Annotated in this window: 19 protein-coding genes; 3 read left to right on the top strand and 16 right to left on the bottom strand. The window is 41.6% G+C overall.

Annotated elements, in window-relative coordinates:
• Positions 1 to 188 precede the first annotated feature (188 nt).
• The 5 genes from NSQ20_RS17935 to NSQ20_RS17915 all read right to left on the bottom strand — a co-directional run bounded on the left by NSQ20_RS17935 (position 189) and on the right by NSQ20_RS17915 (position 5,506).
• Positions 189 to 389, bottom strand: coding sequence for a hypothetical protein (locus NSQ20_RS17935; RefSeq protein WP_105408717.1), 201 nt, complete (start codon positions 387 to 389; stop codon positions 189 to 191).
• Between the two features lie 936 nt (positions 390 to 1,325).
• Positions 1,326 to 2,309, bottom strand: a complete 984-nt coding sequence (locus NSQ20_RS17930) for a family 43 glycosylhydrolase (protein WP_340030468.1) — start codon at positions 2,307 to 2,309, stop codon at positions 1,326 to 1,328.
• Between the two features lie 28 nt (positions 2,310 to 2,337).
• On the bottom strand, positions 2,338 to 3,186 hold the full coding sequence (locus NSQ20_RS17925) for a carbohydrate ABC transporter permease (protein ID WP_036613886.1): 849 nt from the start codon (positions 3,184 to 3,186) through the stop codon (positions 2,338 to 2,340).
• A 1-nt stretch (position 3,187) separates the two neighbouring features.
• Positions 3,188 to 4,084: a sugar ABC transporter permease gene (locus tag NSQ20_RS17920; protein WP_105408707.1), complete on the bottom strand. Its 897-nt coding sequence runs from the start codon at positions 4,082 to 4,084 to the stop codon at positions 3,188 to 3,190.
• An 84-nt stretch (positions 4,085 to 4,168) separates the two neighbouring features.
• The gene (locus tag NSQ20_RS17915) at positions 4,169 to 5,506 is read right to left on the bottom strand and encodes an extracellular solute-binding protein (protein ID WP_340030467.1); all 1,338 of its coding nucleotides are present in this window, start codon (positions 5,504 to 5,506) and stop codon (positions 4,169 to 4,171) included.
• A gap of 261 nt (positions 5,507 to 5,767) precedes the next feature.
• On the opposite strand from NSQ20_RS17915, the gene NSQ20_RS17910 reads away from it, so the two are divergent.
• Complete coding sequence (locus tag NSQ20_RS17910) at positions 5,768 to 6,832, top strand: GntR family transcriptional regulator (RefSeq protein ID WP_017688249.1); 1,065 nt, start codon at positions 5,768 to 5,770, stop codon at positions 6,830 to 6,832.
• 187 nt (positions 6,833 to 7,019) lie between these two features.
• On the opposite strand, the gene NSQ20_RS17905 is transcribed toward NSQ20_RS17910, so the two are convergent.
• The 5 genes from NSQ20_RS17905 to NSQ20_RS17885 all read right to left on the bottom strand — a co-directional run bounded on the left by NSQ20_RS17905 (position 7,020) and on the right by NSQ20_RS17885 (position 11,923).
• Positions 7,020 to 7,856 carry a class I SAM-dependent methyltransferase gene (locus tag NSQ20_RS17905; protein WP_340030466.1) on the bottom strand — a complete coding sequence of 279 codons (837 nt, stop codon included), beginning with the start codon at positions 7,854 to 7,856 and terminating at the stop codon, positions 7,020 to 7,022.
• 462 nt (positions 7,857 to 8,318) lie between these two features.
• Entirely contained in the window at positions 8,319 to 8,426 is a 108-nt protein-coding gene (locus tag NSQ20_RS17900; RefSeq protein ID WP_340033041.1) for a paeninodin family lasso peptide, read from the bottom strand.
• 629 nt (positions 8,427 to 9,055) lie between these two features.
• On the bottom strand, positions 9,056 to 10,051 hold the full coding sequence (locus NSQ20_RS17895) for a glycoside hydrolase family 43 protein (RefSeq protein WP_076250504.1): 996 nt from the start codon (positions 10,049 to 10,051) through the stop codon (positions 9,056 to 9,058).
• Between the two features lie 433 nt (positions 10,052 to 10,484).
• Positions 10,485 to 10,958: an IS200/IS605 family transposase gene (gene tnpA / locus NSQ20_RS17890; protein ID WP_100529447.1), complete on the bottom strand. Its 474-nt coding sequence runs from the start codon at positions 10,956 to 10,958 to the stop codon at positions 10,485 to 10,487.
• Positions 10,959 to 11,233: 275 nt separating this feature from the next.
• Positions 11,234 to 11,923 (bottom strand): SDR family NAD(P)-dependent oxidoreductase, encoded by a 690-nt coding sequence (locus tag NSQ20_RS17885; RefSeq protein WP_036673652.1) that lies wholly within the window; start codon positions 11,921 to 11,923, stop codon positions 11,234 to 11,236.
• 157 nt (positions 11,924 to 12,080) lie between these two features.
• Here NSQ20_RS17885 and NSQ20_RS17880 point away from each other — a divergent pair, with 157 nt between their 5' ends.
• Complete coding sequence (locus NSQ20_RS17880) at positions 12,081 to 12,665, top strand: TetR/AcrR family transcriptional regulator (RefSeq protein WP_051447337.1); 585 nt, start codon at positions 12,081 to 12,083, stop codon at positions 12,663 to 12,665.
• A gap of 668 nt (positions 12,666 to 13,333) precedes the next feature.
• On the opposite strand, the gene NSQ20_RS17875 is transcribed toward NSQ20_RS17880, so the two are convergent.
• Both NSQ20_RS17875 and NSQ20_RS17870 read right to left on the bottom strand, forming a co-directional pair.
• Positions 13,334 to 14,293: an L-threonine 3-dehydrogenase gene (locus NSQ20_RS17875; protein ID WP_076250511.1), complete on the bottom strand. Its 960-nt coding sequence runs from the start codon at positions 14,291 to 14,293 to the stop codon at positions 13,334 to 13,336.
• A 36-nt stretch (positions 14,294 to 14,329) separates the two neighbouring features.
• Entirely contained in the window at positions 14,330 to 15,520 is a 1,191-nt protein-coding gene (locus NSQ20_RS17870; RefSeq protein ID WP_340030465.1) for a glycine C-acetyltransferase, read from the bottom strand.
• 302 nt (positions 15,521 to 15,822) lie between these two features.
• On the opposite strand from NSQ20_RS17870, the gene NSQ20_RS17865 reads away from it, so the two are divergent.
• Positions 15,823 to 16,023 carry a hypothetical protein gene (locus NSQ20_RS17865; RefSeq protein ID WP_340030463.1) on the top strand — a complete coding sequence of 67 codons (201 nt, stop codon included), beginning with the start codon at positions 15,823 to 15,825 and terminating at the stop codon, positions 16,021 to 16,023.
• A gap of 673 nt (positions 16,024 to 16,696) precedes the next feature.
• Here the strand turns inward: NSQ20_RS17865 and NSQ20_RS17860 are convergent.
• The 4 genes from NSQ20_RS17860 to NSQ20_RS17845 form a co-directional block, all read right to left on the bottom strand.
• On the bottom strand, positions 16,697 to 17,455 hold the full coding sequence (locus NSQ20_RS17860) for an AAA family ATPase (RefSeq protein WP_340033040.1): 759 nt from the start codon (positions 17,453 to 17,455) through the stop codon (positions 16,697 to 16,699).
• A gap of 183 nt (positions 17,456 to 17,638) precedes the next feature.
• Entirely contained in the window at positions 17,639 to 18,079 is a 441-nt protein-coding gene (locus NSQ20_RS17855; RefSeq protein WP_340030462.1) for a hypothetical protein, read from the bottom strand.
• A complete protein-coding gene (locus tag NSQ20_RS17850; RefSeq protein ID WP_036613900.1) occupies positions 18,080 to 18,286 on the bottom strand; it encodes a helix-turn-helix transcriptional regulator in 207 nt (68 codons plus the stop codon).
• A 323-nt stretch (positions 18,287 to 18,609) separates the two neighbouring features.
• Positions 18,610 to 19,047, bottom strand: coding sequence for an Imm26 family immunity protein (locus NSQ20_RS17845; protein WP_340030461.1), 438 nt, complete (start codon positions 19,045 to 19,047; stop codon positions 18,610 to 18,612).
• Positions 19,048 to 19,061 lie beyond the last annotated feature (14 nt).

Below are 19,061 nucleotides of genomic sequence, written 5' to 3'. Positions count from 1 at the left end.
AAGATTCTATTTTCTGGCATGGGTGTTTGTAGGGGAGAATGCATGTTGGAGGAGATATATTTCATTATTTTCTGAAGATAAGCAGAAAAAAACATCTCCTGGAGGAGATGCTTTTTTTCTTGAGTAGAAACATTTGTTAGGATTGCTACTGGGAATCATTCGTCCTAAAGTGAGGAAGTATAAATATATTACTCTCTTTTTTCAGCATCTAATCGCCGACGAAATACCAAAGCCGAGACAGCAAATACAATAAACGATGCTGCTGAAGCAGCGGTAACCATCTTCAACACATTGCCTATTGGAGAGTTAAACAACAGAGCAACTGAGATGATTAAAACAGCACCAGTTAAACCCATCCCCAAAACCGAGATCGCTAAAATCTTGTTCATCAAATCACCTCACAGGTAATTGAAACAAGCTACTGCCCCAGCGATAGCACCACCACCAAGAAGTGCATATGCACCAATACATGCAGCACATATCGGAGCAGTCACTGGTGTCGGTACTGCACACGAACCCCCACACGCGACCGCAACAAGCTAGTTCATTGGTTGTATGCCATTTTGAAAAGTAAGAAATCGTTCCGTTCGGTATAATGAAATAATGGTATAACCTTCCAATTGAGCTCGGATTGGAAGGTTATTTGGTATGCTTATTAATAAATATAACACAGGCTCTCGAGTTGTGTTTATCTCGCCATGAAAGTTCCATCATGATGCTATTTAGATATCTACCTAATCCGAAATGACACAATTTTCTTGTCCCTCGACAATAAAAAAAGTCGCTAAGCAGTTTGATTATAACCTGCCCTATCCTCGGTTTTATTGAGCTATCGTTTCCCGAATCTTTAGATTGCAACTTCTTCCATAACTCGCCTCAATTTCTTTAGACAATACATTTGTTTGTTCCCCTAGATATTTCAAGTCGTTAGTCCGAACTGTTGTATCGTCGCCTAACCGAGTCATAACTGATACACTTACAACATTTCGAACATCAACATCATTACTTAAAGCTATTTGTTCGATAAAACCCAAAATTATCACAAGTATTTTTTCCTCACTTTTGGTTAATTCATGGTTAATTTAAGTGTGAACAACATTTTTATAATTTAACGTTATCTCTTTCCTCTTTAAGCAAGGTTAGTCCCACTCAACTCTTCGACTTATTTGTTAAACTATCCTGCCCTTATGATACGGTTCGAAGTATTATCTGTAGAGCGAAATCGAAGGCACCCAGTAGGGTGCCTTCGATGTTCTAACTGTCTCTCTTTGGCAAGTTGGATAAACGAACTCAAATCCATCAACCAACCTTGTTGGGACACTCGTTCATTGTAAAGAACGTGCAAGTGCTGCAACAGAACCGCGGAAATCGGGTCTGCCGTCAGCCGTCCACAAAAGCTCCGTCACAAATGTATGGCGATTCGGATCGTACAGCGGATCTCCTATAATGTTCTTGTACGTTCTTGCGTGAAACACAAATAGCGTCTCTTCGTCGTCCTCTGACACCGTGAAGGAATTATGACCGGGACCATACATTGAGATACTCTCATCTGTCGAGAGAACCGCTGTTTGCGACTTGCGCCATGAGGTGGCATCGAGCAAATCAGCATCCGCATCGGCTTCAAGTAAGCCCATGCAATAATTGAAATCGGTGGCGCTAGCCGAGTAAGAGAGGAATACCCGATTACCCTTGCGAAGAAATACCGCGCCTTCGTTCACTTTATAACCAATGATCTCCCAGTCATATTCCGGCATCGAAATCATCGTTTGCGACCCAGTCAACGTCCACGGATTGCTCATTTTAGATATATACAGATTAGAGTTACCTTCAATATTCGGATCCTTTTGTGCCCATACGTAATAACGGCTTCCATTATGCTCAAAGGTAGTGGCATCGAGGGCGAAGCTTTCCCACTCGGTACGAACCTGCCCTCTTTCCGTCCAAATGCCTTCGAGCGGATTGGCATTTTCATTCTCTAGCACGTACATCCGATGGTCGAACAAGCCTTCATTCGTTTCCGTCGTGTGTGCGGCAGCGAAATACACGTACCATTTGTTATCAATAAAATGCAGTTCTGGTGCCCAAATATTAGCACTAAGGATACCAGTCTCGCGCTTTCTCCAGATCACTACAGGAGTTGATGTAACAAGCTTCTCAAGGTTCTGGGCTCTACGGATTTCAATCCGATCATACTCCGGAACGGATGCTACGAAGTAATAATAACCATCCGAATGTCTGTAAATAAAAGGATCAGCTCTCTGTTCAATTAATGGTTGAATGTCGTGTGACGCTCGTTGTTGGATTTCCATCTTATCACCTGTTTCATCATAATATAGATTACCCTTTAACAGCGCCTGCAGTCATACCGTCTATGAAATATTTCTGAAAAGCAATGAATAGTATGAAAATTGGAATGATGGAGAAGAAGGAGCCCACGATCAATAAGTCATAGTTATTGCCATAAGGAGTTAACAACGTTTTCAAACCGATTGGAAGTGTATATTTACTCTGATCTCCGAGCACCATGAATGGCCACAATAAATTATTCCAGCTATTCATACCATTCAATATGGCCATTGCTGCAAACGATGGCTTCATAATCGGCATAATTAGTCTGAAATAAATCGCATACTCGTTTGCGCCATCAACCCGCCCAGATTGAATAATCTCTTTGGGTATGCTTCGTAGATATTGCCTGAAGAAAAATATTGTCGCGGCATTGGCTATACCGGGCAGAATGATTGCCGTATAGCTATTCACCATTCCCAAATCATTAATTAGGCTGTACAAAGGAACCAGCAGTATTTCGAAAGGCACCATCATAATGAGCAAAACACATATAAAGAGGAAGTTCTTACCTTTAAAATGATATGCTGCAAAACCATATGCAACAAATGCGCTTACAAAAAGTGTTAAAACCACTTGAACGATTGTTAAAATCATACTGTTCCAAAACCACACAAAATAATCATGTTCTCCAGTAAACAGAAAGATGAAATTATCAAAACTCATGATTTCAAAATCCAAACTTAGGTTAAGACCATATCTAACTAATGATTCACCTGGTTTAAAGGAAGATAGGGCCACTGCGTAGAATGGGATCATAATTATAACGAATAGTATAATGAATAAACAAATAATTACTATTCTAGAGATGAAATCACTCCTCGTCTGACTTCTGCCCACTTTAATCCTCCTCCTTTTTGAACATTCCACTAAATTTCAACTGCGTTAAATTGATAACCATAGCAATGACTAACAGAACGATACCAACTGCAGCTGCGTAACCCAGCTTATTCTGCTCAATCCCTTGTCTATACAGATATCCAACAATGGTTAAGCCAATATTTTGGGGTGATTTGTTACCGTTGAACATCATCAGGCTCTCGGTAAACATTGCTAAACCTGCATAAACACTAATTGTGGTAACATATACCGTGGTCGGCTTCAATAATGGCATTGTGATCGTTCTAAACTTCTGCCAAGCAGATGCACCGTCAATTGAAGCAGCCTCATAATATTCATTGTCAATGCTTTTCAAACCCGATAGATAGTAAAGCATATTAACGCCTGTCCATCTCCAACATGCGAGGATTAACAGTGCTGCCATACTCCAATTTCCGTCTTTCAAAAATTTGATAGGCTCCACACCAAATAGACCTAGGAAACTGTTCATTAATGAACCTTCCATCTCACCGAATGTAAGGCGGAAAATGGTACCCGCAACTGCGACAGATGTCAATGCAGGGAGAAAGAAAGAAGATTTAAAAAACTCTCTTCCCATCATTAACTTACTGTTGATCATAACGGCGAATAACATGGGAAAAGGAATCAACAGCACTAAGGTTCCTAACATGTACACAATGCTATTTTTAATAGATGTCAAAAACACTTTATCAGTGAGTAATTTCGAATAATTTGCTTCACCAATCCATTTAGGATCCTGTCCCAGCATCCTATCTTGAAAGCTCATTACGAATGAATTTACAAGCGGAAAAAACCAGAATATTAAAAATATGAGTATAAATGGCAATACAAAAACATAAGGTGCAACTTTTTGAGAGTATACAAATTTCTTTATCATATTCTCAATCTCCCTTGACTATGGTTAAACCTGCCGACCACTGTACCTGCCGACAGGTTTAATCAAATCATTTACTTATTATATTTATTTCAATTCTTGTTCAATTGCTGCTTGTGCTTCATCCAACGCTTCCTTCACGTCTTGGCCATCTTCAAAGATAGCATTCAAAGTAACCGTATTGAATATATTGCCGATGGTTGGTGAAGCTTTAACGGACTTAATCGCTCTAATTTCGTCTTTGATTTCATTCAAAGTATCAAATGCATTTGTTTTAAAGTATTGGACGTATTCATTTTCAGGGTTTTTCGTAACTTCATCATCTTTCCATACTTCCATGTTGATTGGGTCAAATCCAAGTGTATTCCAGATTTCTGTAGTAGCTTCTTTCGAAAGCTTAGCAAAGGCTACAAATTCTTTTGCCAACTGAACGTCTTTACCATTCTTAGTAACAACTGTGCCAGTACCGCCTAAGCCAACGGAACGAGGATTACCTTCTTCGAATACAGGCAATGGAGCTATTGCATACTTACCTTTAAGGTCTTTCATTTCGTTTACAAAGCGGGACATGTACCACTCAGGCATCAATGCACTTGCGTAGTTGCCTTTGTTATATTCACCTTTTGCTTCTTCTGTGTCGGGTTGTCCGCCAGGGATCGTATGAATAACATTGTTCTTCTGCAGATCGACTAACATTTCATACGCTTTAATCATTTCAGGCGAGTTCACTTTTGGATTACCATTTTCATCTGTAAAATCGGCATTTTGCTGAGCTAGTAGCAGCGATGCTTGCCACGAAGCTGATGTATCAGCAGTACCTAAGTACTTGCCAGTCTTTTCGTAAACCTTGATACCTGCTTGTTTGTAATCTTCCCACGTTTTGATTGTCTTGTAGTCAACACCTGCTTGTTCGAGAATTTCAGTGTTGTAGAAAGCAAGCGTAGCACCTACGTGATAATCAAAGCCATAAACCTGATCAGCTTTGGAGTAAATCTCGACACGTGAAGAAACAACAACGTCTTTGTATGGTGCAAATACATCATTCAAAGATTCCAGGGGAACGTTGTCACCTTCCAAGAATTTAGGGAATTGACCAAGCTCAATATCCGCGATATCAGGAGCACCTTTTCCGCTTGTAACTGCCAATAAGAGCTTGTTGTGCATATCATCGTAAGGCATAACCGTTACATTCAACTTAATCTGTTTGTCTGGGTTCTGTTGGTTCCATAACCCCAGCATTTTATCCAAATGCTTGCCGTGCAAATCTGCGAATGTCCAAAATGATAATTCTGTTGCATTCTCACCGGCATTAGCGCCTAATTGCTGTGTTTCCGTTTTTGAACCAGAAGGATTACCACATGCAGTAAAAACAAGTGACATAATAAGGAGTGTAACGATGGAGATTAAAGCACTGCGTTTTTTCATTTGTTCGTCATCCTCTCTTTTTTGTTATGCATTTGAAAAGTCGGCTGACTGGTTAGTTCTGTTAATTTAAGCGGTTACAATCCATCTTGGCACCACCATCCTTAACATAATTCTAACCTTTCAAAGAAAAGACCCCTTCGCAACAATTTCTCAGATTCCATATTGTAAGCGCTTTACAAGCCGTATTATAATATATATGAAATAAGCTTTATATAACCAATTGATTATAAAATCATAAAGTTTATGGGGAGATGCTACTCTTTGAAAAAGCTGGCGCTCTACAAACAAATTCGAGAAAATATTATACAGAAAATTAAATCAGGGCAGCTTCGGCCAACGGACCGCATTCCTTCTGAACAAGAACTAATGGACGAATTCAGAGTAAGTAAAATAACCGTCAGGAACGCCCTAACCCTACTAGCTGACGAAGGATTAATTATACGCGTACAAGGCAAAGGCTCATTCGTCTCTTCTAGTCTTGTTGTTTCTAGCATCAATTTCTCGCCATCCCCAAGCAGCGCGTGCTCCATGCCGCTCATCGGCTTCATCATTCCGACGATGAGAACCCGTGTCATTCAGAAGCTCGTTGACTACACGGAACACTTCCTACAAGAAGCCTGCCTCAGCATGGTACTAAGCATCACGCGCGAGTCCTCCTCTATCGAATCAAACGTCATTCGCACACTAACGGAGCTCGGTGTGAAGGGGTTGATCGTTTTTCCAACAGAAGATGAGAAGTATAACGAATCATTACTGCGTCTGTCGCTCGATAAATTCCCGTGTGTGTTCATCGACCGCTATCTGCGCAACATTGAGACGTACACCATTACATCCGACAATTACGGCGGTGCGTATAAAGCTGTATCCCATTTGTTATCCAAGAGTCATCAGCAGATTGCGCTCATCTCACCTGAAAATGCCAATACAGCCGTCGAGGATCGTACGCTCGGCTTTGAGCAGGCGTACACAGATCAAGGCATCTCGATTGACAAGAGCTTGTGGTGTCACATCCCTCTCGACATTCTACGCAGCGAGCAAGCATTGGACTATGTAAGCAACTTCTTGCAGAACCACAGTGGAATTTCGGCAGCCTTTTCCTTGACTGAAGAAACAGCACGCCTTACATCCGCCGCTATCAGTCTTCTGAACGTTCACTCAAATATCGACTTGCTATCTTTTGATAATCCACATCTTTCAGGCGTAGCTTATGTGCAGCAGGATGAACAGGAAATGGCACGAACAGCCGTAAAGCTGTTACGTGAACAAATGGATGATATCTATTCTCCTAAGAACGCCGTTATTCCCGTGCAACTCATCTTCCCTTGACACGACAAACGTTGCAGCCTACACAATGATCTTGTCTTCAGCTTGGGACAAGACTTGGTTCCTAAAAACAAAAAAAGGCACCTCTGTGGAGAGATACCTTTACCTATATTATCCGCAAGACATGTTTCTGGCTGAGCAACGGATAAACATTGAATAATGCTGCAGATTTCAAACACCATAAATAAATTTAGTTGTCATTGTTTACAGCCTCCCTTTTTCGCAGTACCACTACGATATCTGTCTGAGGTACAAATAAATTATAATTCGTTACATGCACTTGTCTCGTTTCGGTTACTGATTCTATCTTTAATTCAGGAGGAAGACAGCGCTCTATGTGAGTAATTAATGTTTCTTTGGTAAATCTCCAAATTACACCATCAATCGAAGAGTTCGCCATATAACCACCGTCCGTTACAGAACCTGAAAGAGACTTGAGAACAACCGGGTCCGCAATAATGATAGATCCACCGTCACGTAACAGTCTGCAGCTCTCTATGAAGGCTTTTTTGTGATAGCGAATGTGATGAAAGCTTCTTGCAAACAAAATCATATCGCAGCTATGATCAGGTAAAGAAGTCGGTTTATCAATGAAAGCATGGATATAAGAATTAAACCTTCCCCACTTCTTTCCAAGTTTTAGAGCATTTATATTCGGATCCATGTTGAGAAAACAAACATCATTCTGCTTGCGAAGATACTTGTTCAATAAACCTGTACCACAGCCCACCTGAAGAACATCGCCCTTTAAAGGGGGTAAAACTTTGTAAACATTACGAGGAATAGGAAAATTTTGAACGTACATGGCCAATTCGTAGAAAATCGGATAACGCTCTTGCAATCGAACCAATTTACTGGTGTAGAAAGGATTCCGCTTTTTGTGACGTTTAAAGTCCCATTTGTTCAAATAGTAGACAGGGGTTAACAGCAAGAACAGAATAATAAAGACACTTTGGACGCTATAAATTCCAAGTTTACTAAAACGATCATTGGAATTATGAGACATCATTTGTTTAGAAGTATTCAAAATGATCACTCCCCTCTCACAACGCTATAAATGGTGTAGAACCTCTTTAACATAATAAACGAGTATTTTTTGACTCCTTCACCCCCGTCCATTTGAAGCTGACAAAAGAAGAGCCGTTTACGATGATGCATCACATGTGTTTCAACCACTGGATTTGAAAGAACAGGTTCCGTTATATATTATGAACTGTCTGTATAAGCCGTTTTTGGAGAAATCATTTTTTCGTGGAGGCCTCAATTGGACAATGTTTGTCGAGCGGCGTAACGAATTTCGCAACGTATTCGAACGAATGTTACATCAACAGGAGGCTGGCTACGCCTTATTTAGCTGCTGCTCAATATCAATCATAGTCGTCTTGGTTTGGAATGGTACAATGTTCTTGTCCCGCGTCTGAGCATCGAAAAAGCCGCCCACAGGCGACCTTTTGAGCAAGAATACGATTTTCAATTTGAAGTATGATCATCAGGACGATGGATCATATAGGTCTGCATCATGTTCTTCGATCCAATCAATTTGCCTGAATCCATAGCCAGCCATCGTTTGCTGCACATCCAGCACCTCTAATTCCAGTGCCTGTCAAGGTGTTTTTTTCGTTTCCATCGGTCGTCCCCTCTTTCTACAAAAACTGGAACCAAGATGCGAGCACCCTTACATTACTTGTGCGATACAAACTTTTTTAAGATACGATATGTATCTTTGTGAAAATTATAAGACACAATACGTATCTAAGTAAACAACTATTTCATCCCTTTCTATGGGTTAAGTATTTCCCTGTAGCGCTACTGACCCAAGTTAAAGCCCACTCTCCTCTATATAGCTTTTTTATTTTGATACTCATCTAATCGTTAATCGGACTATTTTCTTGTCCCTCGACAGGAAAAGAAGTTCCCTACTAAAACTCGTCGACACGCGCTTCACGCACTCAACTGGATAAAGCCATTAGGATATATGTGTGTCAACAAAATTCTAATTAAACATAAAGCCTTCTCTCCGAAGGAAAGAAGGCTTTATGTTTAATTAAGATAAATTTATTAATTCAATCAGTATACTGCTGAAGTATTCTTTGTTCAGCAGAGATTTTCTCCAAGTTTGAGTGAAACAACTGATCCTCCTCCTATCAAAAAAGCAGCCCCGTCAGGAGCTGCCTCATGTATTATGCCTTATATTGTAATCTTATCTGTTTCCGCTAACCAGCTAACTTACTCCGCACCCGGATAAGGATTGATCTTCTGGATCGTTCCATCTTCGTTGTAGTTCAGCTCCGAATATTTAACGCAGCGCTTGTGGTTGACGCCTTCCGACAGGGAGCTGTCGTGATAGAACAGATACCACTTGTCTTCAACTTGCACAATGGAGTGATGGGTTGTCCAGCCGATAACCGGAGAGAGAATCTCGCCCTTGAACGTGAATGGTCCCATCGGGTTCTTGCCGATCGCATATACGAGCTTATGCGTGGTTCCTGTAGAGTAGGACAGGTAGTAATAGCCGTTATATTTATGCACCCATGGGCCTTCAAAATATCTCCGTTCCTCATCCCCAGCCAGAATCGGATTCCCGTCTTCATCGACAATCGATATCTCGGCAGGCTTGCCTTGGAAGGACAGCATGTCGTCGCTAAGCAGTGCAACTTGCGGTCCAAGCGCCGGCTGGTCAGGAGCAGGTCCTTCTGCATCTGGCACGAAGCTGCCGGTCTGCCATTTCTCCAACTGGCCACCCCAGAGTCCGCCGAAATAGATGTATGACTGATTGTCGTCATCCACCAATACGGCCGGATCGATACTGAAGCTGCCTTCCATATAATTCGGTTGCGGCATGAATGGGCCTGCCGGAGACTCTGATGTTGCCACACCCAGACGGAAGATGTCGTCATGATCCCGTGCCGGGAAAAACAGGTAATAGGTATTGTTCTTATAAGCGGCATCTGGTGCCCAGAGCTGCTTGGAGGCCCATGGAATATCTCTCAGATGCAATGCTTCGCCGTGATCAACCACCGGGGAATCGAAGTTGTTCATCGAGAGGACATGATAGTCTTCCATTTTATACTGGTCGCCGTTATCGTTGCTCGGCTCGTCATGATCGAGGTCATGGGAAGGATAGATGTAGATTTTTCCCTCGTAGACATGGACGGACGGGTCAGCAGTGAAGATGTGGGTTACGAGCGGTTGGTGGGGCTTAGGTAGTTGTTGTTGATTCATAAGGCATCTCCTTTGGTATTGGAATAATAAAATACTTCATGTACGGGATTACGGTAATTCATTGATTGCATCCTCAGAATTAAAAGCAAGCGTTTACAACCTCTAATGTTATTGTATAAGCCCCGCTTATTCTTTCCTAGTACACATAATAAAGAACTTCCCCCGAAAAAATGTACAATTCCCGCCCATCTCATAATTCTTATATTCTACAATGAAGTGATCTTTTTTGCGTTGTCTTGTCATCGGTACAAGTTCTTGTCTTTGGCTCGGGACAAGAACTTGTACCGAAAAATCAGGACCACCCGTCCAACGGGTGGTTTGCTCTTGGGGTATAACCCCCTGTTGCCAAACTGCGCCTAAAGACGCTAGCCTGACAGCAGGGCTGTTCAGGCTCAGTGTTATTTGTCACTTTCACTCACCAGTTAAACTGGTTTTACTTCTTTTTGCTCCGATTACTGCTGAATGGATCTTCGTATTCTTTTACACTCAGCTTATCTAACGCTTGATCATGTGCTTCTTGTTCACGAATATACTTTCTTACCGTTGCTTCATTTAGACCCACTGTACTCACATAGTACCCTTCTGCCCAAAACTTTCGATTGCCATATTTATACTTGAGCTGGGCATGCTTCTCGAATATCATTAGTGAACTTTTCCCCTTTAGATATCCCATGAACGTGGAGACTGCCATTTTCGGTGGAATCGCTACCAACATGTGAACATGATCGGGCATCATGTGACCTTCTATAATTTCTACTCCCTTGTACTTACACAGACGTTTGAAAATTTCGATTAAATCTTTTCTCACTTGATTATAGATTTCTTTCCGTCTATACTTCGGGGTGAATACAATGTGGTATTTGCACATCCACTTTGTGTGAGCTAGGCTATAGCTCTTGTTTGCCATCTAAGACCATTCCTTTCTTTTGAGCCTGAACATCTCAATTTTATCGGAATGGTCTTGGTGGTCAAACCCTCGATCCCTCCACCCGCATAGCGGGTGGTTTTTTGTTTCGCGCGTTTCACGCACTCAACTGGCTAAAGCCATAACAAAAAAGCCGCTAAATTAGCGGCTTCTTCATCTCTTTCAAGCGTTTCTTAGCACAAAATATATGCCTAGTTCTCAAGCTCATCTACTTGGTTACAACTGTATGTTATGACCTGCTGAAATCATCACCAATGTTAAAACAGAATGGTATCGGGGGTAACCCCCTCAGGATACTCTTCTTCCCATACGTTTTTCTCTACATAGGCCTGGTACCACATCTCTGCAATTACATCCGGATCATTAATTGCGCCGGTACCTGACTCCTTGATCAATAAACCTAATGAGCGGTGGCCCACAAAAATCCCTTGAGCAGACAATGAAGTATGAAGATTAGCAACATAATTGCGTAACCCTGCAAGAGCAATACCGATATTCCCCATCATGGACACAGGGTACATGGCGGATAATCCTGAGGTAAAGAGCAAGGCTCCCTCTTTCCTAGCGAGCATATCAGGGAGAACAGCATTGACGACATGGATGGCACTAACCACATTCGCCTCAAATGCATCCCTGGCGTTCTCCGCCGTTAACTCCAATACAGAAGTGGGAGGATAATTGCCTGCTGTTGGACTGAATTCCAACACATCAATCTGACCATACTTTTCTTTCATGTTGGTCATAGCCTGTTCAATCTGTTCCTTGTTAAAAATATCTGCTACGAAATAAGATGCCTCGATACCATCCGCTTTCAGTTCCTCCACCATATCTTGCAGTTTTGCAGCATTTCTTGCAACTAATGCCACTTGGAAGCCGCGCTTGCCAAAGCTCTTCGCAATAGATAATCCTAATCCCTTACCTGCACCAACAATCGCCAGTGTTTTCATTTATGATTCTCCTTTTATGAATGAGTTAGTGAGTTCAATTGACAGTTGTAATTGTAAAACGTACAATTAAAAGACTCAATGGTCGATATAATTCAATGTGTTAAATAAACATCATTTTTGATAAATCTGACTATTATTTATGGAGGGGAAGCACGAATTGGGTAAAGATAAAGTGGATCTGCGCATTCTCAAAACGCGGAAAGCCATTAAAGAAGCGTTTCTGAGATTAGTACAAACCAAAGGCTATGAACGAATTACTGTGCAGGACATTGCCAAAGAAGCGATGATAAATCGCAACACATTTTATTTGCACTATGTAGATAAACCTCAATTCATGGAGAAGTTATTTCAGGAAAACGTGGAGAGTTTAAATGCTTGCTTAAGCCTGGAAGTGAGTTCAATTCATGAGATGGATAAAGATATGTTTGCTACCATGTTAAAAACGATTTTCGACGATATTGAAGCCAATATGATATTTTTTAAGACAATGATCACTCAAAATATTTATCCAAACTTCTCCGTTTACTTGAAAGAGGCTTTTAAAACGATCATTTTTTCGGGAATCGGCGATCATCGCCACGATGAGAAGATAAAAATTGGCATCGAATACATGATATCTGGATTGGTAGGAGTAATTTGTCTCTGGATAGTTGAACCGGAGAACTACAGGGTAGATAACTTTATCGAGCAACTGAGTGAAATTCACTATTCTAACATGGTTGACTTGCTGAAGGATACTTGATAATAAACTAGTATGATCTGAACAGAAAGGCTATTCTTGCCGAATCTGATCTGGCTCGACTCCCTGCTTAGATCTGTCAGAACTAGGCAGGCATAGAATAATGTTTGTAGCCGAGAGAGTTCAGGTTGGTAGGATGGCCCGCCTGTTTCACCATACTTTGAATCAACTTGCTTAATGGGTAATTACCACCACTACAAAGCAGAATATCCCCGTTAAGTATAAATTCTCACTTACATACAATTGATTTCATTAAACCGAAGATTATTTATAATCCATATTTTGTAAAATTAATCTTAATCCAAAATAGCAAATAATCGGTTGCTTCCTTTATGATGTTGAGCTTGAATGCAGCAAGTGTCTTTTTGTACCTATGAAATTTGCATTCACGATCTTAGGTGGAACCCCTAAGCACATATTCGCGTCCCGATGTTGGCGCAGATTGATTGGCCTTTACCAGAAAAAAACTTATTTTTAAAAAAAACGTTATTCCACGCGAATTCTTAAATTCATGTGCTTTTTTCTTGCCACATGATCTTCATCATGATGCTATTTAGATAGATACCTAATCCGTAATGACACAATGTTCTTGTCCCTCGACAGTTTTTTTATAAATTCCCCTTTCTTGCTTTTTTTAGTGATGTCACTCTTCGATCGAATTCATAATAACTTTAAGCCTTGCGAAGCATTTGTCTCTCGCTTAGATGTGAAAGCATATCCTTCGTCATGGCCTTCAGGTCGTAGCGAGCATGAAATCCCCATTCTGTTTTCGCTGCCGTCGCATCAATGGAATGCGGCCAGCTATCGGCAATCGCCTGTCTCTTCGGATCAACGTCATAATCGAGGATAAAGCCGGGAAGCTCATCCCGAATCGCTGCAGCGATCGCCTCTGGATCCACGCTCATTGCGGTGACATTAAATGAATTTCGGTGCATCAACCGGGAAGAATCCGCTTCCATCAAATCGATGATTGCGTTCAGGGCATCCGGCATATACATCATGTCCATGTTTGAGTCCTTGGCGATATAAGATGTATACCGGCCAGCCGTCACGGCTGCGTAATAAATTTCCACGGCGTAATCCGTCGTTCCTCCGCCGGGAGGCGTCATATAAGATATCAAACCCGGGAATCGCAGTCCCCTAGTATCCAGGCCGTATTTGTGAAAATAATAATCACAAAGCAGTTCGCCGGACACTTTGTTCACGCCGTACATCGTATTGGGCCTCTGGATCGTATCCTGAGGGGTATTGTCTTTCGGAGTCAAAGGACCAAAAGATCCAATGGAGCTTGGAGTGAAAAATTGGCAGCCGAGCTCCCTGGATATTTCAAGTGCATTCATCAATCCACCCATATTCAAATTCCAGGCAAGCAGCGGTTTCTCCTCTGCGGTAGCCGACAGCAGCGCAGCCAAATGGATGACGGTATCAACTTCGTACCGCTTGGCGATTTCGAACATCGCCTTATCATTCGTCACGTCCAGCAGCTCGAATGGCCCCGATCGGGTAATTTCGTGGGCTGATGACCTGAGATCCGTAGCAATGACGTGATCCGCACCATAAATTTCACGTAATTTAACAACTAACTCAGAACCGATTTGGCCCAGTGCTCCGGTCACCAAAATCTTGTTCATAAGACATTCCTCCCGAAATGTACTCCCGCGAATGAGCTAAATCAGCTTCATTTCCTTGCCAACTTTCTCATAAACGGAGATCACCTGGTCGAGCATCTCCTTGGTATGGGCAGCTGTCGGCATGTTGCGTATTCTTCCGGTTCCTTTCGGAACCGTCGGAAACAGGATTGCCTTGGCGTAAACGCCTTCTTCATAAAGCCGTTTGCTGAATTTTTGGGTGGTTACTTCATCGCCAATGATACAAGGTGTGATCGGCGTTTCGCTTTGGCCTACATCATATCCAAGCCGGCTCAAGCCATTTTTCAAATCATTGCCGTTCTCCCACAGCTTCTCGATCAGCTCTTTGTCATTCATCAAAATGTCGACAGAAGCGCTGCAAGAAGCGATTGCAGCCGGAGGTAGCGATGTCGAGAACAGAAACGGACGGCTTCTCAGCTTCAACCATTCGATCAGTTGTTTTTTACCCGCCACATAACCGCCGACAACGCCGATCGCCTTGGAAAGAGTACCAATTTGAAAGTCAATGTGGTCGGACAATCCAAAATGCTTCACGGTTCCCGCACCTGCTCCGAGAACGCCCGAACCGTGGGCATCATCCACATAAGTAATCAGATCGAATTCTTCTGCTATTTTCACGATTTCAGGCAGCTTTGCTATATCACCATCCATGGAGAAAACCCCGTCGGTGATGACCATAATTTTATGGTACTGACCGGATTCCTTGGCATCTTTCGCCTGCTGTCTTAAATCATTCATATCCGAATGCTTAAAGCGAATCACCTTGGCTCTCGACAGGCGGCAGCCATCAATAATCGAAGCGTGGTTCAGCTCATCTGATAAAATCGCATCATGCTGGTCCATTACCGCGGATATAGCAGCCATATTGCAGTTAAATCCCGATTGATACACGATAACGGCTTCCGTTTTTTTGAAACGGGCCAGTTTTTCTTCAAGCTCAATATGAAGATCCATCGTACCATTAATTGTTCTCACAGCCCCTGCGCCTGCCCCGTATGTCTGCGACGCCTTAACTGAAGCATCAATCAGGCGGTGATCTGTTGCCAGTCCCAAATAGTTATTGGAAGACAAATTGATTAAGGACTTTCCGTCGATACGAATAACAGGACCATTTGCACCCTGCAGCGTATCGATGACGTTATATAGACCTTTAGTCTTTAGATCTTCGATGTTCGAACTTAAAAATTGGTCCAATGCTTGACTTGACATTCCATTCCCTCCTCGATATACGAATGTCCTCGTACAGGAGACACATAATTCTCCGGGAAAAACCTGTTATAAAAAGGGTTAGATTGATTTTAATGTATCATCTTTTTATTTTTTTGTACACATGTGGCGGACAAAAAAATAAAAATATCCGCAAAAAAAACATAGCGATTGCTTCCCCCATTCCCGGAAGCAATCGCTACTAAATCTTTGCTATACTTTTTGTTACATTCTATACTAATTCATCATGTATTAAACTATTATTATGCAATGAGAAACTCTATTTCAACCTGTGAGGTGATTTGATGAACAAGATTTTAGCGATCTCGATTTTGGGAATGGGTTTAACAGGTGCTGTTTTAATCGTCTCAATTGCTCTGTTGTTTAACCCCCCAATAGGAAGTGTGTTGAAGATGGTTACTGCTGCTTCAACATTATCTTTTATTATATTTGCTGTTTCTGCTTTGATATTTCGTCGGCGATTAGATGATGAAAATAGTGAGTAGTATATTTATACTTCCTCGATTTAGGACGAATGCTTCACAGTTGCAATCCTAACAATGTTTCTGCTTATCTTCAGAAAATAATGAAACATGCATTCCCCCCTACAAGCACCCATGCCAGAAAATAGAATCTTCTGTTTTAAAATATATAGAAGCAGTGGCTTTATATACCTTATTTTTCCATAAAAGTCCAATATAGTTGTACCGTTCTTCCTGTTCGATCCGTTGTTTCTCTGTGTAGAGCGTTTGAATGGTTCTACAAAGTCACTTCTACTAAGCTTACAGCATGTAAGATACTCAGCATCACCAAAATTATCGATCGGACTGTGAAAAATAAAAACGTCACTTTGCCGGGCAACACCCACTGTTTTCCCTTTATATCCAGGTACGTGATCGCTGACCTGCACTTGGGGCGTCCTAGACTACGGAGGAGCCCTTTTTCGTGATTTGAATACTCATACGTAAACATGAACAAAAAAGGATCGTTAGCATTTTTGCAACGATCCCTGTTGTCAGTCCGCTAGTTGAAATCAGCAGATGATCAATTTGATGCCTTATTAAGTTTGATTAAGCTAACGTTTCCCGTTAGTTAATCTCGACAATAGATCGCTTTCTTTATAACAATCTCTCTTAAGATTTTAGATTCTATAGAATAGCTAGGGAATTAATCTTTAGCTTACTCGAATAACTCTCTGAGCATCCTATCCTTGTTATTCACAAACTCTTTCATAATCATATAATGGTCGGTTTCTTCCAATACTTGGACTTCGATACCATCTGGCTTTAGATTGTAAATAATCGAATCTGGATATGCCATAAGGATTGGGGAATGGGTCGCAATTATAAATTGAGAGTTTTGCAAAACAAGTTCATGGATTCGTGTCAGCATCGCCATTTGGCGAAGGGGAGACAGTGCAGCCTCAGGCTCATCCAGTATATATAATCCATTCTCTCCGAACCGATGAATGAAAGTAGAAAAGAACGACTCTCCGTGCGATTGCTCATGCAAGGATTTGCCACCGTACGAATCTTTAATAGGGCGAATAGGGCGACCGAATGAAGGTTGACTGTCCAACTCATCGATCGTTGTGGCTAAATTATAATAACTCTCTGCCCGGAAGAAGAAGCCATCCCTCGGGCGTCGCGGACCTCTGATCAATTGTATATATTCATATAAGCTCGAGTGAGTAGCCTGGGTTGAAAAGGAAAAGTTGATCGTCCCACCCTCCGGGTTAAATCCCCATGCGACAGCAATGGACTCCATCAGTGTTGATTTGCCCATCCCATTTTCACCTACGATATAGGTTACCTTGGGGTGAAAATCAAGAGTATTTAGGTTTCGAATGACCGCCAAATCAAAGGGGTAACGATTATAGGTGGGTACTTGTTGCCGCTTAAGCTGAATTTGTCGTAAATAGGGATGCTGTATATTAATATAGTTCACTCCCTTTTAAAACTTTGATCGTTATGCTTACCTTTTTTTGGAAAACACTGACTGATGTTTGTCTCAAGCTTTAGTTTACTCCATCAAACAAATAATACCATATACCGAAAATAACCTGTCCGTAAATCGATATCCGGTAAACATTCACCTCTCTCCACTGCTTTGATCTAAACCTTAAATTTCTCTCGCATAATACATCCACAGTGCAAAAAATACGATTAAAACAAATAATAAGCAAGTTAGTAAGGTATAGAATATCAAGGGATTAAAGAAACCGGCGATCACGGAGGCAATGCCCATACCAATGAGAATGATTGCTGTGCTGAGTGTGCCGGCTCTCTGGAGTATCATTACACTCCGCTCGTCATTCTCCTCAATATACTGCTTCTTCAGCTCGGCTTCATTATTACTGGCTTTTATATACCTGACCAGGAAAAAAGCGACGGCCACTTCAACCCCGATAAAAGCGCCTGTATGAAATCCCTTTATAAAACTAGGTAAATCGGGTAGTCCACCTCGGTAAAATATAAGTCCTACATAGATCAATAGGGTAGCAGCGGCTACCAGTGACAGTACGTTTTTGCGAGTTTTTACTTTAATCTTGTACTTGTCCATTTACATTTCCTCCACTTCGCTGAAATCAAAAACATCTTCAATGGCGAGTCCAAAAAAATTGGCAATTTTGTAAGCAAGAATAAGGGAAGCCGTATACTTTCCCCTTTCAAGAGAGGTAATGGTTTGCCGGGTAACACCAACAATTCGTCCCAGCTCTTCCTGTGAAAGCTTATGCTGCTTACGCAGTTCTGCAATTCTTGTCTTCAAGTGATCACGTCCTTGCAATGTTTGCTTTGCATTTTTAGCATAGTTCACTTTGCATTATGTGTCAAGTTCACTTTGCATTATTACTTATATCTGAATGCAAAACAAGCCAAGCCCCTCTTTGTAAAAGGAGGGCTTGGCTTGGTTGATTTTCATTATATAAGATGCCAGAAGAGTTTACTTAAACAGAGAAAATGGTTGAAGCGCTTGGTGTTACCCCTATAGAAACGTATGTAGGCCGTGACTTAATGTTAGTATTGGAAAGTGAAAAAGCGGTTCAAACCGCTACACCTGATTTCTGGAACCATAGATGGTATACTCGTACACTATTTATTCGGGTCTCGGTGCCACTTATCATCTCCCATTATTCTATCAACAATATGATGGGCTTCCCAAACAGCCGCAATCTCTAATCCTTCGCTTTCTTCGCTATTAGAAGGTCTAATCTCTCCCATATGATAAATCAAATATTCTCCTGATATCTTATCAATGATACAGGCAGGTGGGGGCCACGCCTCTTCTTCATTCGGGAACGGACGATTCTCAACGACCGGCCAATCACCTGATTTCAGTACATCATCATATACACCCCCGATAAATTGGTATTCCTCTTCTTGAGGTATCTCTTCTATCGTGTCACTTATCACATTATAGATTGCAATGCTGGCATCTTTAAGCCTTCTCCCAAAGGCAAACTTACCGTTAGGCAGAGGTATAGCGTAGATATCACCCAATTTTATTCGTTTACGTCTCGTATTTTTCACGGTTTTCCAAACTC

Origin of the sequence: Paenibacillus sp. FSL K6-1122, from assembly GCF_037977015.1 — a bacterium.
Taxonomy (GTDB): domain Bacteria; phylum Bacillota; class Bacilli; order Paenibacillales; family Paenibacillaceae; genus Paenibacillus; species Paenibacillus amylolyticus.
The sequence above is the reverse complement of the archived record's forward strand: the minus strand, read 5'-3'. Positions and strand labels throughout refer to the sequence as shown.

Excerpts from the sequence above, each read along its gene's own strand:
- NSQ20_RS17870 (WP_340030465.1), bottom strand. The coding sequence starts at position 15,520 with ATGTCAAGTCAAGCATTGGACCAATTTTTAAGTTCGAACATCGAAGAT.
- NSQ20_RS17885 (WP_036673652.1), bottom strand. The coding sequence starts at position 11,923 with ATGAAAACACTGGCGATTGTTGGTGCAGGTAAGGGATTAGGATTATCT.
- NSQ20_RS17915 (WP_340030467.1), bottom strand. The coding sequence starts at position 5,506 with ATGAAAAAACGCAGTGCTTTAATCTCCATCGTTACACTCCTTATTATG.
- NSQ20_RS17895 (WP_076250504.1), bottom strand. The coding sequence starts at position 10,051 with ATGAATCAACAACAACTACCTAAGCCCCACCAACCGCTCGTAACCCAC.
- NSQ20_RS17930 (WP_340030468.1), bottom strand. The coding sequence starts at position 2,309 with ATGGAAATCCAACAACGAGCGTCACACGACATTCAACCATTAATTGAA.
- NSQ20_RS17935 (WP_105408717.1), bottom strand. The coding sequence starts at position 389 with ATGAACAAGATTTTAGCGATCTCGGTTTTGGGGATGGGTTTAACTGGT.
- NSQ20_RS17865 (WP_340030463.1), top strand. The coding sequence starts at position 15,823 with ATGAACAAGATTTTAGCGATCTCGATTTTGGGAATGGGTTTAACAGGT.
- NSQ20_RS17855 (WP_340030462.1), bottom strand. The coding sequence starts at position 18,079 with ATGGACAAGTACAAGATTAAAGTAAAAACTCGCAAAAACGTACTGTCA.
- tnpA (WP_100529447.1), bottom strand. The coding sequence starts at position 10,958 with ATGGCAAACAAGAGCTATAGCCTAGCTCACACAAAGTGGATGTGCAAA.
- NSQ20_RS17920 (WP_105408707.1), bottom strand. The coding sequence starts at position 4,084 with ATGATAAAGAAATTTGTATACTCTCAAAAAGTTGCACCTTATGTTTTT.
- NSQ20_RS17875 (WP_076250511.1), bottom strand. The coding sequence starts at position 14,293 with ATGAACAAGATTTTGGTGACCGGAGCACTGGGCCAAATCGGTTCTGAG.